General features: G+C 71.3%; 14 protein-coding genes and 2 tRNA genes. 7 read left to right on the forward strand and 9 right to left on the reverse strand.

The window, feature by feature from the left end; genetic code table 11:
* Positions 1-117 precede the first annotated feature (117 nt).
* Positions 118-199 (reverse strand) — tRNA-Tyr (locus tag ACIPXC_RS10705).
* 201 nt (positions 200-400) lie between these two features.
* Between ACIPXC_RS10705 and ACIPXC_RS10710 the strand changes: the two genes are divergently transcribed.
* Positions 401-889 carry a YajQ family cyclic di-GMP-binding protein gene (locus ACIPXC_RS10710; protein ID WP_030030284.1) on the forward strand — a complete coding sequence of 163 codons (489 nt, stop codon included), beginning with the start codon at positions 401-403 and terminating at the stop codon, positions 887-889.
* A 28-nt stretch (positions 890-917) separates the two neighbouring features.
* Here ACIPXC_RS10710 and ACIPXC_RS10715 read toward each other — a convergent pair whose 3' ends face one another.
* The 3 genes from ACIPXC_RS10715 to ACIPXC_RS10725 all read right to left on the reverse strand — a co-directional run bounded on the left by ACIPXC_RS10715 (position 918) and on the right by ACIPXC_RS10725 (position 3,044).
* Positions 918-1,118 carry an integrase gene (locus ACIPXC_RS10715; RefSeq protein ID WP_401615880.1) on the reverse strand — a complete coding sequence of 67 codons (201 nt, stop codon included), beginning with the start codon at positions 1,116-1,118 and terminating at the stop codon, positions 918-920.
* 96 nt (positions 1,119-1,214) lie between these two features.
* Entirely contained in the window at positions 1,215-1,769 is a 555-nt protein-coding gene (locus tag ACIPXC_RS10720) for a GNAT family N-acetyltransferase (RefSeq protein ID WP_401615612.1), read from the reverse strand.
* A 12-nt stretch (positions 1,770-1,781) separates the two neighbouring features.
* Positions 1,782-3,044, reverse strand: a complete 1,263-nt coding sequence (locus tag ACIPXC_RS10725) for a hypothetical protein (protein WP_401615614.1) — start codon at positions 3,042-3,044, stop codon at positions 1,782-1,784.
* 177 nt (positions 3,045-3,221) lie between these two features.
* Here ACIPXC_RS10725 and ACIPXC_RS10730 point away from each other — a divergent pair, with 177 nt between their 5' ends.
* From ACIPXC_RS10730 to ACIPXC_RS10745, 4 genes are all read left to right on the forward strand, one after another.
* Complete coding sequence (locus ACIPXC_RS10730; RefSeq protein ID WP_401615616.1) at positions 3,222-3,383, forward strand: hypothetical protein; 162 nt, start codon at positions 3,222-3,224, stop codon at positions 3,381-3,383.
* A complete protein-coding gene (locus ACIPXC_RS10735) occupies positions 3,383-4,093 on the forward strand; it encodes a phytanoyl-CoA dioxygenase family protein (protein WP_401615618.1) in 711 nt (236 codons plus the stop codon). The genes ACIPXC_RS10730 and ACIPXC_RS10735 overlap by 1 nt, the downstream gene beginning before the upstream one ends.
* 47 nt (positions 4,094-4,140) lie before the next feature.
* Positions 4,141-4,593: a hypothetical protein gene (locus tag ACIPXC_RS10740; protein WP_401615620.1), complete on the forward strand. Its 453-nt coding sequence runs from the start codon at positions 4,141-4,143 to the stop codon at positions 4,591-4,593.
* 122 nt (positions 4,594-4,715) lie between these two features.
* Positions 4,716-4,790, forward strand: a tRNA-Asp gene (locus ACIPXC_RS10745).
* Positions 4,791-4,812: 22 nt separating this feature from the next.
* Here the strand turns inward: ACIPXC_RS10745 and ACIPXC_RS10750 are convergent.
* On the reverse strand, positions 4,813-6,054 hold the full coding sequence (locus ACIPXC_RS10750) for an MFS transporter (protein ID WP_401615622.1): 1,242 nt from the start codon (positions 6,052-6,054) through the stop codon (positions 4,813-4,815).
* 478 nt (positions 6,055-6,532) lie between these two features.
* Here ACIPXC_RS10750 and ACIPXC_RS10755 point away from each other — a divergent pair, with 478 nt between their 5' ends.
* Both ACIPXC_RS10755 and ACIPXC_RS10760 read left to right on the forward strand, forming a co-directional pair.
* A complete protein-coding gene (locus tag ACIPXC_RS10755; protein ID WP_401615624.1) occupies positions 6,533-7,960 on the forward strand; it encodes a SulP family inorganic anion transporter in 1,428 nt (475 codons plus the stop codon).
* A gap of 18 nt (positions 7,961-7,978) precedes the next feature.
* Positions 7,979-9,214: an APC family permease gene (locus ACIPXC_RS10760; protein WP_401615626.1), complete on the forward strand. Its 1,236-nt coding sequence runs from the start codon at positions 7,979-7,981 to the stop codon at positions 9,212-9,214.
* A gap of 630 nt (positions 9,215-9,844) precedes the next feature.
* Here ACIPXC_RS10760 and ACIPXC_RS10765 read toward each other — a convergent pair.
* The 4 genes from ACIPXC_RS10765 to ACIPXC_RS10780 all read right to left on the reverse strand — a co-directional run bounded on the left by ACIPXC_RS10765 (position 9,845) and on the right by ACIPXC_RS10780 (position 14,386).
* A complete protein-coding gene (locus tag ACIPXC_RS10765) occupies positions 9,845-10,237 on the reverse strand; it encodes a YccF domain-containing protein (protein ID WP_030842592.1) in 393 nt (130 codons plus the stop codon).
* Positions 10,234-11,097: a zinc metalloprotease HtpX gene (htpX, locus tag ACIPXC_RS10770; protein WP_386455353.1), complete on the reverse strand. Its 864-nt coding sequence runs from the start codon at positions 11,095-11,097 to the stop codon at positions 10,234-10,236. The genes ACIPXC_RS10765 and htpX overlap by 4 nt, the downstream gene beginning before the upstream one ends.
* Before the next feature lie 206 nt (positions 11,098-11,303).
* Positions 11,304-12,836 (reverse strand): NADH-quinone oxidoreductase subunit N, encoded by a 1,533-nt coding sequence (locus tag ACIPXC_RS10775; protein WP_401615629.1) that lies wholly within the window; start codon positions 12,834-12,836, stop codon positions 11,304-11,306.
* A complete protein-coding gene (locus ACIPXC_RS10780) occupies positions 12,833-14,386 on the reverse strand; it encodes a NuoM family protein (RefSeq protein ID WP_401615882.1) in 1,554 nt (517 codons plus the stop codon). The genes ACIPXC_RS10775 and ACIPXC_RS10780 overlap by 4 nt, the downstream gene beginning before the upstream one ends.
* Positions 14,387-14,411 lie beyond the last annotated feature (25 nt).

A 14,411-nucleotide genomic window follows, 5' to 3' on the forward strand; every position in this document is an offset into this window, starting at 1 on the left:
CCGGTGAACGACAGGAGGCCCCCGACGATGCGGCCGCCACCCGGCACACCCCGTGCAGGTGAACGAAAGAACCCCCGTCCACTGCGTTTCCGCAGATGAACGAGGGTTCCACTCGCGTGGCGGCGCCAGGATTCGAACCTGGGTAGGCTAAGCCGACGGATTTACAGTCCGCTCCCATTGGCCACTCGGGCACACCGCCATGGGATGTCGCCTTCGAGTACCGCTTGTCCGCGGTTCTCCCTGGCAACGACGTAAACGATACCTGATGACCGGGGGTGCTTCGCCACCGGATTGATCAGCGCCGCGGGTGGGTGTGGTGGCTAGGCTTTGCCGAGCGGTCCGGGCTCGTCCGGCCGCGCCCTCCGGGGTGATCGCAATCGACTTCAAGGAGCCACAGCACATGGCCGACTCCAGTTTCGACATCGTCTCGAAGGTCGAGCGGCAGGAGGTCGACAACGCCCTCAACCAGGCCGCCAAGGAGCTCTCGCAGCGCTACGACTTCAAGGGCACCGGCGCCACCATCGCCTGGTCCGGCGAGAAGATCCTGATGGAGGCGAACTCCGAGGAGCGCGTCAAGGCCGTCCTGGACGTCTTCGAGACCAAGCTGGTCAAGCGCGGGATCTCGCTCAAGGCACTGGACGCCGGTGAGCCGCAGCTGTCCGGCAAGGAATACAAGATCTTCGCCACGATCGAGGAGGGCATCTCCCAGGAGAACGCCAAGAAGGTCGCGAAGATCATCCGTGACGAGGGTCCGAAGGGCGTCAAGGCCCAGGTCCAGGGCGACGAGCTGCGCGTCAGCTCCAAGAGCCGCGACGACCTCCAGGCCGTCCAGGCCCTCCTCAAGGGCAAGGACCTGGACTTCGCGATCCAGTTCGTGAACTACCGCTGATCAGGGTCTCTGACCTGCGAAAACGCTTCTAGGCGAGCTTGGCAGGGCACAACGGGGGCACATCGCCGAGGACTGCCTCGACGGCTGCCCGCGTTGTGTCCTCGTCGTCCGGCCACAGGTGCGTGTACGTGTCGAGCGTGATCGACGGCTTGGCATGGCCGAGCCGCTTCTGCACCGTCTTGACGTTCTCGCGGTGCTTGATCAGCAGCGAGGCGTAGAAGTGACGCAGGCGTGAAGGTCGTCCCCCGCGCCCTCGCGTCTCCTTGGATCGCGGGACATGTCCGCACCGCGACCGGTCGCTGCGGCTTGCGCGCGCGGGAGCAGCTCAGCGAAGGTCGAGCAGCATCACGTCGTGTATGTCCGCGCCCGCCCAGGGGCGGGAGTCGCCGATCTTGCGGTACCCCCATGCCCGGTACGCGGCCACGGCCGCCTTGCTGTCTGGGTGGACGTTGAGCAGGACCCTCTCGGCCTCGGTGCCTTCGAGGAGGGCATCGTGCAGGCGGCGGGCGATGCCCTGCCTGCGCCATGCGGCACGCACGGCGAGTTCCATCAGGCCGAACGTCCGCCGACCGTCCTCGCGCCGCATCTCGTCGGGCACGGGCACAGTCAGTTGGTCCCACCAGCCCGTCTGCGGCCCGAGGGGGTAGCCGTACGCCATGCCGACGGCCTCGCCGTCCGAGGTGCTCGCCAGGGCGCCGCGGAAGGTGGCCTTGCGGGTCTGGGAACGGAAGCGGCGGAACGCTGCTGCGACGTCGGTCTCGGTCTCGTCGTAGGGCGGCTCGGCGAACGCCTCGGCGTAGACCAGGCGGAACGCTTCCTCGGCCCTGGCGGCGGCCGGCCCGTCGAGCTGCTCGACGCCGGCCTGTGCTGGCTGACTCATCCGGCGGCCCTCTCACACTGTTTCGTAGATACGTGCCACGCATTCGCGAGCGGTTGGGCTGTCGACTACCCCGGCCGCCCGCTGGAAATCGTGCACCTTGCCCAGCAGCCGGGGCGAGGCGATGCCTCCCCAGGTATCCAGCACGCCGCCCACCTCGGCGCACGCCTCGTCGACCTCCCCCGCAGCGAGGAGAACACCGGCGAGCTTGACGCGGTACGAGGCGCTGTTCCGGGCGAGCCCACCGCCAATGCCGCGCACGGCCGCCCGGAGGAACGGCACGGCGCGCTTGGGCTGATCTGCTCGTACGTACATGTCCGCCGTGGCGTAGTCGACCTCGAACGGACCCACGAACTTGGCCCAGTTGGGCACGTCCGTGTCGGCGTCCGCGCGCCCCTGGTAGCTGACGGCACGGGACAGGGCGCGGCGTGCGCCCGACAGGTCCCCAGCGTGCGTGGCGACGTTCGCGTCGCGGAGCGCGATCACGAGGTGCACCGTCGCACCCGCCCCTGCTTGGGTTGCGAGGCGGTAGGCGTTCTCGACGGCACTCGCAGCCTCCCAGGACCGGCTGGCCTTGACCGCGAGGAGTACGAGTGTCTCCAGCACGGAGACCTGTAGCAGCGGGGTGTCGACGAGCTGCGCCGCGGCGAGGGCTTCCATGCAGGCGGCGCGGCCCTCCGCGATGCGTCCGCCGTCATAGCCGTACCAGGCCCGATGCCCGTGCAGCTCGGCGAGCATCGTCTGTAGCTCACGACCCACACCGGCGGTGTACGAGGCGCCGCTCAGGGCTCGCGTGATCTCCGCCTCGATGCGCTCGGCCTGCGTGCTCGCCGGCACGCTGCCCGCGGTGTGGTCTGTCTGGTAGAGCCCGTCGAGGCGCTCCCTCAGCCGCCCGAGATCAGCCGTGCCGATGCGTGGGCCCGGCGCGGCGGGCAGCAGAGCAGCGGCGGCGAGGGCGCCCGCGTCTGCGACGAACGTTCTCCTCGTCACCATTCCAGCGTCGCTGATCGGTGCCGCAACCGTCACGCGATGACCGGGGACGTCGAACCCCATCTCGGCGAGGGGCATGCCGAACATGGCTTCAAGTACGGCTTGCTGGCCCGGATGCGGCAGGGGCGGGGGCGTCTCGCTCTCCCACCGTCGCAGTTGGCGGACGCTCACCGCGGCGGCTACGCCGAGGCGGGCGGACTCCTGCCGGAACGCCTTGACGAACGTCTCCTGGGTGTGGCCGGCAGCGCGCCGTAACCGCGCCAGCCCGCCTGACTCCTGTTCCGTCATGCGCTTCCCCCTCGCAGCTACGAATCGTGTACCCACCGTAGTGATCTGGCCCCGGACTTGGGCGCGGAAACGTCCGCCCAAACGTCCGGTGCCCGCTCGCCCATGACGCCCTCTCAAGCGGTGCACTGGTGACACACCGAACCACAACGCCCCTGAGCAACGGGAGTGCGCATGCCCATGACCATTCGTGTGTACGACGTCAACGGCCAGACGGGAGAGGTCGTCCACGAGCGTGCCGAGGTGGTCGTCGGGCCCGGGGTCCGGGACAGCCCGCCCATGAACTCCCTCGCCTTCCCGCCCTGCCAGTGCACCCGCTGCCGACCGAAGGACGAAGCCTGATGAGCGCGCCCCTCACCATCAGCTACACGGGACCGAGCCCGCTCGGCGAGGACGGATACCGGACCGGGCTGGAGTGGAACACCAACAGCCGAGCCCGCGCCCGAGCGGCCGAGGTCATCGCCGAACACCGGGCCGAGCGGACCGAGATCGTGCTCGACGCCCATCTGCGCTCCGAGTGGGCCGCGCACGCGGTACGCGCCCCCGGACTGCTCTCTGCCGTGCAGGAGACGATCGGCGAGGCGGTCGCCGTCGAGAACACCTTTCTGATGATCAAGTGGCCCGGCCGTGAGTTCCGCGTGCCCTGGCACCAGGACGGCACCAACCGACGGATGCAGCTCGACCCCGCCCGCTCGGTCGCGGCCTGGCTCGCCATCACCGATGCGACCACCGCCAACGGCTGCTTGCAGGTCATCCCCGGCTCACACGCCAGCGGCTACCTCGGCAACGACCGCGAGGCGAGCAGCGCCCGCCGAGGCAGAGCACTCGAAGTGCGGGGCATGCCCAACGGACCGCACGACCACGGCCTATGGCTGCCGCTTGATGCCGGGCAGGCCTGCCTGATGGACGTCCGGCTCCTGCACCGCTCGGACAGCAACACGACCGCCGGCGCCCGGATCGGCCTGAACATCCGCTACGTCGCTCCCGGTGCCATCCGGTCAAGCGGCCCCCACAGCCCCAGCCTGTACCCGTTGACCGGGTCGAGCTGGTGATCACGCACCACCTGCAAGGCACCATCGGCAACGAGAGGAGAACCACCGTGACCATCCTCGAAACCAGCGCTCCGCCGATCACCCGTGTCCGGGTGCTCACCGGCGAGGACGTCGACCCCGCCCGGCGCGGCAGCAAGAGCGTCGTGGCGTTCAGCGACTGCCGGTACTACTGCCCCGACGCCGCGACCGTCGAGCGGTGCATCGAGCACCTGCGCGCCAGCGACGAGCGGCTGCGCTCCCGCCCCAACGAGCAAATGCTCTGGGACTGGGAGTGCACGTACTTCGAGGCCGACCCGGACAACGAGAACGGCGGCGGGACGGTCCTGCTGGGCGTCGCCTGGTACGACCGCGCGTTCTTCGACGACCGTCGGGGCGCCTGGTTCGGCGCCATGCACACCCGCATCTACCGGGAGATCGGCGTCCCGTTCGAGAACGTGACCGTCGAGCACTGGCTCGCGCTCGCCGCGGCCGAGTGGAAGCCGGAAGCGGTCGCGGCGTAACCGTCAACCCTCCGACCGCCTCGCCCCTCGCCGGACCTGCACCACCGGCGGGGGGGTAAGGCACGAAGCCCCCGGAAAATCGCTGGCCCCGTGATGGGGCGGGCTGCCTATAATCACCGCAAGCGGGGTCGTAGCACAGAGGTAGTGCGCCTACACATCATGGAGGAGGACGCCGGTTCGAATCCGGCCGCCCCGCCCTTCACTCTTGAGCACCACGGTTCACCGGCCAGCCGTCGAGAAGGCCGGTAGAGCCGCATCCTGCCGCCGCAATCGTGAGGCTGCCAGCAACGCGCCGAGCGCCGTTCCAGTGACCATGACTCCGCCGGCGACGAAGGCCCCTCGCGGTGAGGCGTCCACCAGCAACGGCAGCACGAGCATTCCGGCCGTGCCGCCGGTCCGGATGACCGTCTGATCGACGGACATCAGGCGCAACCGTTCCGCCGGGGTGAACGTGCCGAGGTGCGCGCGCAGGGTGACGCTCGTAGCCGGGGTGACGATGCCCGTCAGCAGGGCGAGCAGGAGCAGCGCGGGCAGGTCGAGCACCAGGCCCATGCAGGCGGTCGCCGCGCCCTGTAGGGCCCACGCACCGCAGTAGACGGTCAGCCAGCCGCCCGAGCGCCGGTTGCTCGCGAGAGGGTTACCGAGCAGTGCCCCGACGCCCACGGCCGCCGTGACGAGTCCGTACACCGCGGCACCCGCCCCGTACCGGGTGGCGAGCAGGGCAGGCATACCGATGGCAGTCACTGCCGAGCAGAACAGCGCTACCCCGTGCAGGCCGATCGCCAGTCCGACCCGCGGGTGCTCGCGCAGCACCGGGCCCGCCGGGACGGACGACCGTGCCCTGCTACGAGGGCGCTCGGCAGTCTCGCCGGCCGAGGTCGCATAGCGGCGAGCCAGCCAGCGCAGCGCCACGGCGGACACGGCGAACGTCGCGCCGTTCAGGGCGAAGAGCTGCACCTCGGAGACAAAGAGCAGCAGCAGGCCGATGCTGGCCGGGCCCGCGATACGGGCGACGCGGCCCGTGAGGTCGAGGAGGCCCGTGATCTGCTGCACCCGCTCGGGCTCGACGAGATCGGGCACCAGGGCGCCGAGGTTGGGGTCGAACAGCGCCCCGAGCGTGCCGAGGAGCAGCACACCGGCGAGCAGCAGGGCGATGCCCCGCGCATCGGGCGACCACAGGAACGGCAGCGCGACCGCGACCGTCGCCCGCGCCCCGTCGACCCATGCGAGTGCCCGGTACGAGGAGAAGCGGGAGACGAGCCGTCGGCCCATGGTGCCGAGGGCGATGTACGGCAGCGACTCGGCCACCGCTACCAGACCCATGAGCGAGGCCGATCCGGTCGCGGCGTAGACGACCCACATGACCGCGAGTGCGTACAGCCGATCCCCGAGGACGGACAAACTCTGCGCCAGCCACAGGGCCAGCACGGGCCGCTGCCGCAGCAGCCCCAGGTACCCCAATGTACCCTCCCGGGCGTGCCGCATCTGACCGGGAGCACTGTCCCTGCCGAACCGCCGCCCACCTTAGGCCCATCCGACGCTCCGAGCCCGGTGATCCCGCAGACCTCGCACGAACGCAGGACGCGCGTGTCCCGGGGCACAGGCAGGGCACAAGAAGCGTGAAAACGCTGGGAAACGGCGGCAACTACTGAATGTAGTTTTCGCAGGTCAACCACCCTGCTTCTACGAAGGTCCATGTCAGAGACTCCGACGGGCAGTTCGTGAACTACCGCTGACGCGGACTCCGCGACCCGTCACCACGCCGGCCCGGCGGTCCTCACCGACCGCCGGGCCGCGGTGGTTGCGGGGTGCTTGAGGTGCGTGTGCCGGGCGCGTGCGGCGCGCGCGCTGCCGCGGGCCTCCGTGGGCACTTGGGGGGCGGTGAGTGCGCCCGGCACGGTGGATGGCATCACATCACCGCGTGGCAGGGGGTTCTCACATGCCTGGGGCCGGCACGTTTCGCGAAGACTTCGCGGCGTCCGTCGTCGTCGCACTGGTCGCCATCCCGCTGTGCGTGGGGGTGGCCGTCGCCTCCGGAGTGCAGGCCGAGCTGGGCATCGTCACCGGGGTGGTCGGGGGACTGGTCACCGGCTGGTTCCGCGGGAGCTCGCTGCAGGTGAGCGGGCCGGCCGCCGGGCTCACCGTGCTGGTCTACGAGGCGCTGCAGACGCACGGCGCGGCCGCCCTCGGGGTGCTGGTGCTGGCCGCCGGCGCACTGCAGCTGGGCATGGGGGTGCTGCGGCTCGGACGGTGGTTCCGGGCGATCTCCGTGGCCGTCGTGCACGGGATGCTGGCGGGCATCGGGCTCGTACTGATCTCCGGGCAGCTCTACGCCCTGGGCGACGCGGACGCTCCCGGGCAGACCCTGGCGAAGCTGGGCGGGGTGCACGGGCTCGCGGCCCGGGCCGACTGGGCCGCGGTACTGCTCGGGGTCGGGACCATCGCCGTCATGGTCGCCTGGCGCCGCGTGCCCGCCCGTCTGCGGCTGCTGCCGGGCGCCCTGGTCGGGGTGGCCGCCGCCGCCATCGTGGCCGGCCTGCTGCGGCTGCCCGTTGAGAAGGTGCGGGTGACGGGAGTCCTGGAGGCCGTTTCGCCGCCCGCCTGGGGCGAGTTCGGGATGCTGGCCTCCTTCGGCGCGGCCGGGACGGTGATCGCACTGGCACTGATCGCCTCCGCCGAGACCCTCTTCAGCGCGGCTGCCGTGGACCGGATGCACGACGGGCCCCGGACGGAGTACGACCGGGAACTGATCGCCCAGGGCGTGGGCAACAGCGTGTGCGGACTGCTCGGGGCACTCCCGATGACCGCGGTGATCGTCCGCAGCGCCGCCAACGTGGAGGCCGGGGCGCGCACCCGTGCGGCCCGGGTGCTGCACGGTGCCTGGCTGCTGCTCTTCGCCGTGGCCTTCCCGCAGGTGCTGGAGGCCGTGCCGCTGGCCGCCCTGGCCGGGGTGCTCCTCTACGCGGGATGGAAGCTGCTGCCGGTCAGGGCGGTGGCCTCGCTGTGGCGCACGCACCGGGGCGAGGCGGTGGTGCTGGTCACCACGGCCTGCGCGATCGTCGTCACCAACCTGTTCGAGGGGGTGCTGATCGGGCTGGGGCTGGCCATCGCCAAGGCGGCCTGGGAGACCTCCCACGTGCACATCGAGGAGGTGTGGGAGGACGAGGAGCTGTGCGTGCGGGTCATGGGGAACGCCAGCTTCCTGCGGTTGCCCAAACTGCTCGACGCACTGGACGCGCTACCGCACGGCCGGCCGGTACGCCTCGATCTGAGCGGTCTGCGCCACCTCGACCACGCCTGCCTGACGGCCCTGGAGGGATGGGAGCGCACCCGGACGCCGCTGCCCGGCCGGGAGGGCGTCATATAGCCCGGTTACCCTCCGCCCGTGGAGAACCAGCTGAAACGAACTCTCGGGGTGTCCGACGCGGTCGTCGTCGGGCTCGGCGCGATGGTGGGCGCCGGGGTCTTCGCGGCCTTCGCCCCGGCCGCCCGGGCCGCGGGCGGGGCGCTGCTCGCCGCCCTCGCCGTGGCGGCCGTGGTGGCCTACTGCAACGCGCACTCCTCGGCGCGGCTGGCCGCCCGCCATCCGGCCTCCGGCGGCACCTACGTGTACGGGCGGGAGCGGCTCGGGCCCTTCTGGGGCTTCCTGGCCGGCTGGGGGTTCGTGATCGGCAAGACCGCGTCCTGCGCGGCGATGGCGCTGACGGTGGGCGCCTACGTATGGCCCGGGCGGGAGCACGCGGTGGCCGTGGCGGCGGTGGTGGCGATCACCGCCGCGAGCTACGGCGGTGTGCAGAAGTCCGCCCGGATCGCCCGGCTGATCGTGGCGGCGGTCCTCGCGGTCCTGGCCGCGGTGGTCGTGGTGTGCCTGTCCTCGGGGGCGGCGGCACCGGAGCCGGCGGGCGCGCCGGACTGGACCTTCTTCGGGTTGCTGCAGGGCGCGGGCCTGCTGTTCTTCGCCTTCGCGGGCTATGCGCGGATCACCACCCTGGGCGAGGAGGTGCGTGACCCGGAACGGACGATCCCGCGGGCGGTGCCGCTCGCGCTGGGGATCGCCCTGCTGGTGTACGCGGCGGTGGGCGTGGCGGTGCTGTCGGTGCTCGGTGTCGAGGCGCTGGCGGGGTCGTCGGCCCCGCTGGCCGACGCGGTCCGGGCGGCGGGAGCGCCGGAACTGGCGCCGGTGGTGCGGGTGGGTGCGGCCCTGGCCGCGCTGGGCTCGCTGCTGGCGCTCGTGCTCGGGGTGTCGCGGACCGTGCTGGCGATGGCCCGGGACGGCCATCTCCCGCGCGCGCTGGCCGCCGTACATCCCCGGCATCAGGTGCCGCACCACGCCGAGCTCGCGGTGGGCGTGGTCGTGGCGGTGCTCGCGGCCACGGCCGATCTGCGGGGTGCGATCGGTTTCTCCTCCTTCGGAGTGCTCGCCTACTACGCGATCGCGAACGCTTCCGCGTGGACTCTCGATTCAGCTGTCAAGGGGCGGGCCGTGGCGGCGGTCGGGCTGTCCGGCTGTGTGGTGCTGGCGTGTGCGCTGCCCCTCGCATCGGTGGTCGCGGGGGCTGCGGTGCTGGCGGTGGGCGGGGCGGCCTACGGGGGGCGGAGCCGGTTCGGATCCGGGATCTGAACTCCGCCCAGGGCGACAGTTCCAGGTCGTGGGTGTCCCCCGCATCCGATTCCTCGCAGAACCAGGGGGTTCCGTCGAGCTGGCCGCGCAGCCGGTCCGCCAGGCCGGCGGTGTCGACGGACCAGGCGAGGTCCGGCTCGCCCGGGTTCGGGTCGAAGAGCAGGACCTGGGCGGTCTTGGATCTGCAGTCGACGCAGGCGCATGTGGCGCAGCCGAGGTCGGCGACGGGCAGGACCCCCTCGGGCCGGCGCCATCCGGACTCGCGCTGGGCCCGGTAAGGCCCCGACGGCCCCGACGGCCCCGCTCAGGGGCAACAGACCTTGCTCCGGGCCGAATTCGCCGCCCCCCACGCGTGTGTGGAGCAGGGCGAGCAGGGGCGGCAGCGGGAAGCCGAGTATGCCCTCGGCGCGGTCGATCTCCCCGGCGCCCAGCGGGCCCGGAAGGGGCTTTCCGCGTCCGCGTGCGGAGTTGCGCGCGTGGTGTGCGACTTGCTGCAGCAACTGCTCGGTCTCGTTCATGCGTTCATGGTGACGCACACCACTGACAGCCCGCCAACCCTGTGGACAACTGCGCCGCGGGCGGGCCTGGCCAGTCCGCGGCGCGGTGTCGACGTAGGGGTGTCCGGTGCCGTCAGCGGGAGGCGAACGGGGCGTCCGTCGGGACGATTTCGCGGCCCAGCGGCAGCAGGGAGAGGGGGACCATCTTGAAGTTGGCGATACCGAAGGGGATGCCGATGATCGTGACGCAGAGGGCGATGCCCGTGACGATGTGGCCGAGGGCCAGCCACCAGCCGGCCAGCACCAGCCACAGGACGTTGCCGATGCAGGACGGGGCGCCCGCGTCGTGGCGCTCGACGGTGGTGTAGCCGAAGGGCCAGAGGGCGTAGACGGCGATCCGGAAGGCGGCGATGCCGAACGGGATACCGATGATGGTGATGCAGAGGAGTACGCCTGCGAGCAGGTATCCCAGGAACAGCCAGATGCCGCTGAGGATGAGCCAGATGACGTTCAGGATTGTCTTCATTGGCGGCGGCCTGCCATCTGTTCGAGCCGGGCGATGCGCTCGGCCATCGGAGGGTGGGTGGAGAACATCTTGGTGAGGCCCGCACCTGGCCGGAACGGGTTGGCGATCATCATATGGCTCGCCGTTTCCAGGCGTGGCTCCGGTGGCAGCGGGAGCTGCTTGGTCCCCGCGTCCAGCTTGCGCAGGGCGCTGGCCAGGGCGAGGGGGTCCCCGGTGAGCTGGGCTCCGGAGGCGTCGGCCTCGTACTCGCGGGAGCGGCTGATGGCCAGCTGGATCACCGAGGCGGCCAGCGGGCCCAGGATCATGATCAGCAGCATGCCGAGCAGGCCGGGGCCCTCGTCGTCGTTCGACCGGCCGACGGGGATGAGCCAGGCGAAGTTCACCAGGAACATGATCACCGAGGCGAGGGCGCCGGCCACCGACGAGATGAGGATGTCTCGGTTGTAGACGTGGCTGAGCTCGTGGCCGATGACCCCGCGCAGCTCCCGCTCGTCGAGGATGCGCAGGATGCCCTCGGTGCAGCAGACCGCGGCGTTGCGCGGGTTGCGGCCGGTGGCGAAGGCGTTCGGGGCCTCGGTGGGCGAGATGTAGAGGCGTGGCATGGGCTGGCGCGCGGACGTGGAGAGCTCGCGCACCATGCGGTAGAGCTGGGGAGCTTCGAATTCGCTGACGGGGCGGGCGCGCATCGCGCGTAGAGCCAGCTTGTCGCTGTTCCAGTACGCGTAGGCGTTCGTCCCGAGCGCGACGAACACGGCCACGATCAGGCCGGTCCGTCCGAAGAAGCTGCCGATGAGGATGATGAGTGCGGACAGCCCGCCGAGGAGTACGGCGGTCTTGAGCCCGTTGTGCCGGCGGTGCACGGTACGCCCTCCAAGTGGTGCGGCAGGGGAGCCCGTCATGGATCTGAGGGTCTACGGTCCAGTGGACCCTCCCTTCCTGGTCAACGCGAGGTGAGGGCGTCTGGTTCCCAGGGCGTGCCGGGACGGCGGCCCGTCGCCGCCCCCTCGGCGGGGACGGCGGGGCCGCCGCGGGCGTTGCTCCGTTCGGGCGACCGCCCGGGTACGGGCTACTGCGTGAAGAGGCTGCCCGACGCGACGCGCAGGACGAGCTGCGGGGCGCCGGAGAGGACGACCGCGGTGATCGCGGTCGCGACGATGGCCGCCGCGACCGGCCAGGGGGCCTTCGAACGGGCCTGGGCGTCGAGCGCACCCTCGGGCGCGCGGAAGAGCAGCGCCGTCCACCGCAGGTAGTAGTAGAGGGCGATGACGACGTTGATCGCCATGAGCACGGCCAGCCAGCCCAGGCCGGCGTCGACGGCGGACTGGAAGACGGTGACCTTGGCGAAGAGCCCGATGATGCCCGGGGGCAGACCGGCCAGGCAGAGCAGGAAGAAGGCCAGGGAGAGCGCGGCGAGCGGGCGCTCGGTGTACAGGCCGCGGTAGTCGCTGATGCGGTGGAGCGGCTTCGTACGGGCGACGAGGGCGGCCACGGCGAAGGCACCGAGGTTCACGGCGGCGTACATGAGGGCGTAGGCGAGGGTGGACCCGATCTGGTCGCGCTCGGTGTACGCGGCCGCGGCGATCGGGACCAGGAGGTAGCCGGCCTGGCCGACCGAGGACCAGGCGAGCAGCCGTACGGCGCTGTTCGGGCGGTCCGCGGACTGCCGCACGGCGGCGGCGTTGCCCAGGGTCATGGTGAGCGCGGCGAGTACGGCGACGGCCGGGCCCCAGACCTGCGAGTACGCCGGGAAGGCGATCACCGTCACGAGGATGAGGCCGGTGAAGCCCACGGCCTTGCCGATCACCGAGAGGTAGCCGGCGATGGGCAGGGGGGCTCCGACGTAGGTGTCAGGGACCCAGAAGTGGAAGGGGACGGCCGCCGTCTTGAAGGCGAAGCCGACGAGGGTGAGCGCGACACCGGCCATGGCGAGGGTGTCGAGCTGCCCGGGGACGTCCTCCAGCCGGTCCGCGACCTGCGTGAGGTGCAGCGATCCGGTGACGGCGTAGACGAAGCTGATGCCCATCAGGGACACGGCGGTCGCGGTGACGGACGACAGGAAGAACTTCAGGGCGGCCTCGGAGGAGAGCCGGTCGCCGCGGCGCATGCCCACCAGCGCGAAGGCGGGCAGGGAGGCGACTTCCAGCGCGACGATCAGGGTGGCGAGGTCGCGGGAGGCGGGCAGCAGGGCTGCGCCGGCCGCGGAGGAGAGCAGCAGGAACCAGTACTCGCCGGCGGGCATCCGGGCGTCGCGCACGGCGGTGACCGACAGCAGCGCGGTGAGCAGGGCGCCGGCCAGCACCAGGAACTGGACGACCACGGTGAAGTGGTCGGCGACGTAGCTGCAGGCCTCCGGGTCGGCGGTGAGGCAGAAGGTGGAGCGGTCTCCGGCGCGCAGCGGCAGCAGGGTGGCGGTCGCGGCGGCGAGGCCGGCGACGGAGATCCAGCCGAGGGCGGGCTTGTGGCGCTCGGCGACGAAGAGGTCGGCGACGAGGACGACGAGGCCGACGACGGCGGTGATCACCACGGGGGCGATGGCGAGCCAGTCGACGGACTGGACCAGGCTGGGGGTGTCGGCCGCGAGGACCGTCAGGGCCGTCATGAGTTGCCTCCTGCGAGGAGCTGCTGGACGGCCGGGTCGGTGAGGCCGAGGAGGAGCGCGGGCCACAGGCCGGCGAGGACGGTGAGGGCGACGAGCGGGGTCCAGGCGGCGAACTCGTAGTGCTGGACGTCCGCGACGGTGAGCTCGGGGCCGGTCTTCGGGTCGCCCATGCAGACGCGCCGTACGACGACCAGCAGGTAGGCGGCGGTGAGCAGGGTGCCGAACGCGCCGACGGCCGTGTACGTGAGGAACGCGGGGCGGGGCAGGCCCTGGGCCGGGTCGAACGCGCCGAAGAGGGCCAGCATCTCGCCCCAGAAGCCGGCCAGGCCGGGCAGGCCGAGGGAGGCGACGGCGGCGAAGGCGAGGAGGGCGCCGAACCGGGGGGCGCGTCCGTAGAGGGCGGCGCCGGTGGCTCCGGCGAGGGTGTCGAGGTCGGCGGTGCCGTAGCGGTCCTTGAGGGCGCCGACCAGGAAGAAGAGGAGGCCGGTGATGAGGCCGTGGGCGATGTTGGCGAAGAGGGCGCCGTTGACGCCGGTGGGCGTCATGGACGCGATGCCGAGGAGGACGAAGCCCATGTGGCCGACGGAGGAGTAGGCGATGAGGCGCTTGAGGTCGCCCTTGTTCCCCTTGCGGGCCAGCGCGAGGCAGGCGAGCGATCCGTAGACGATGCCGACGACGGCGAAGGCACCCAGGTAGGGGGCGAAGGCGGCCATGCCCTCGGGGGTGACGGGGAGCAGGATGCGGACGAACCCGTACGTGCCCATCTTGAGCAGGACGCCGGCCAGCAGGACGGATCCGACGGTGGGGGCGGCGGTGTGGGCGTCGGGCAGCCAGGTGTGCAGGGGCCACATCGGGGTCTTCACGGCGAGGCCGAGACCGATGGCCAGGACGGCCAGCAACTGCGTGGTGCGGGACAGTTCGCGGCCGTTGTCAGAGGCGAGTGCCACCATGTCGAATGTGTCCGCCGTCACACCGATGAGGAGGAGGCCGAGCAGCATGACGACGGAGCCGAGCAGCGTGTAGAGGATGAACTTCCAGGCGGCGGCCTGCCGCTGGGCACCGCCCCAGCGGGCGATGAGGAAGTACATCGGGATGAGGACCATCTCGAAGGCGAGGAAGAACAGCAGCAGGTCGAGGACGGCGAAGGTCGCGAGGGTGCCGGACTCGAGTACGAGGAGCAGTGCGACGAATGCCTTCGGGGAAGGGCCCGCGGGGATCTTGAAGTAGCTGTAGAGCGCGCAGAGGAAGAACAGCAGCGCGGTCATCAGGAGGAGGGGGAGCGAGATGCCGTCGACACCGAGGTGGATCCGGACGTCCAGCGCGGGGATCCAGCTGATGTCCGTCGTGGCCTGGAAGCGGGCGGGGGCGTCGTGGTCGAAGCCGAGGGCGAGCGCGATCGCGGCGGCGAGGATCACGCCGGTCACGGTCACGCCGTGGCGGAGTACGGCCTGTTCGGCGCTGCGGCCCTTGAGGCCGGGCGGGGCCGGCAGCAGGGCCGCGACGGCGCCCAGGAGCGGTGCGGCCACGAGGAACGCCAGAAGGAACTGCATCACGGACGGGCTGATATCAATCACG

This window comes from Streptomyces sp. NPDC090021 (assembly GCF_044748225.1).
Lineage (GTDB): Bacteria > Actinomycetota > Actinomycetes > Streptomycetales > Streptomycetaceae > Streptomyces.

Excerpts from the sequence above, each read along its gene's own strand:
- ACIPXC_RS10775 (WP_401615629.1), bottom strand. The coding sequence starts at position 12,836 with ATGACGGCCCTGACGGTCCTCGCGGCCGACACCCCCAGCCTGGTCCAG.
- ACIPXC_RS10725 (WP_401615614.1), bottom strand. The coding sequence starts at position 3,044 with ATGACGGAACAGGAGTCAGGCGGGCTGGCGCGGTTACGGCGCGCTGCC.
- ACIPXC_RS10730 (WP_401615616.1), top strand. The coding sequence starts at position 3,222 with ATGACCATTCGTGTGTACGACGTCAACGGCCAGACGGGAGAGGTCGTC.
- ACIPXC_RS10735 (WP_401615618.1), top strand. The coding sequence starts at position 3,383 with ATGAGCGCGCCCCTCACCATCAGCTACACGGGACCGAGCCCGCTCGGC.
- ACIPXC_RS10710 (WP_030030284.1), top strand. The coding sequence starts at position 401 with ATGGCCGACTCCAGTTTCGACATCGTCTCGAAGGTCGAGCGGCAGGAG.
- ACIPXC_RS10765 (WP_030842592.1), bottom strand. The coding sequence starts at position 10,237 with ATGAAGACAATCCTGAACGTCATCTGGCTCATCCTCAGCGGCATCTGG.
- ACIPXC_RS10780 (WP_401615882.1), bottom strand. The coding sequence starts at position 14,386 with ATGCAGTTCCTTCTGGCGTTCCTCGTGGCCGCACCGCTCCTGGGCGCC.
- ACIPXC_RS10720 (WP_401615612.1), bottom strand. The coding sequence starts at position 1,769 with ATGAGTCAGCCAGCACAGGCCGGCGTCGAGCAGCTCGACGGGCCGGCC.
- ACIPXC_RS10755 (WP_401615624.1), top strand. The coding sequence starts at position 6,533 with ATGCCTGGGGCCGGCACGTTTCGCGAAGACTTCGCGGCGTCCGTCGTC.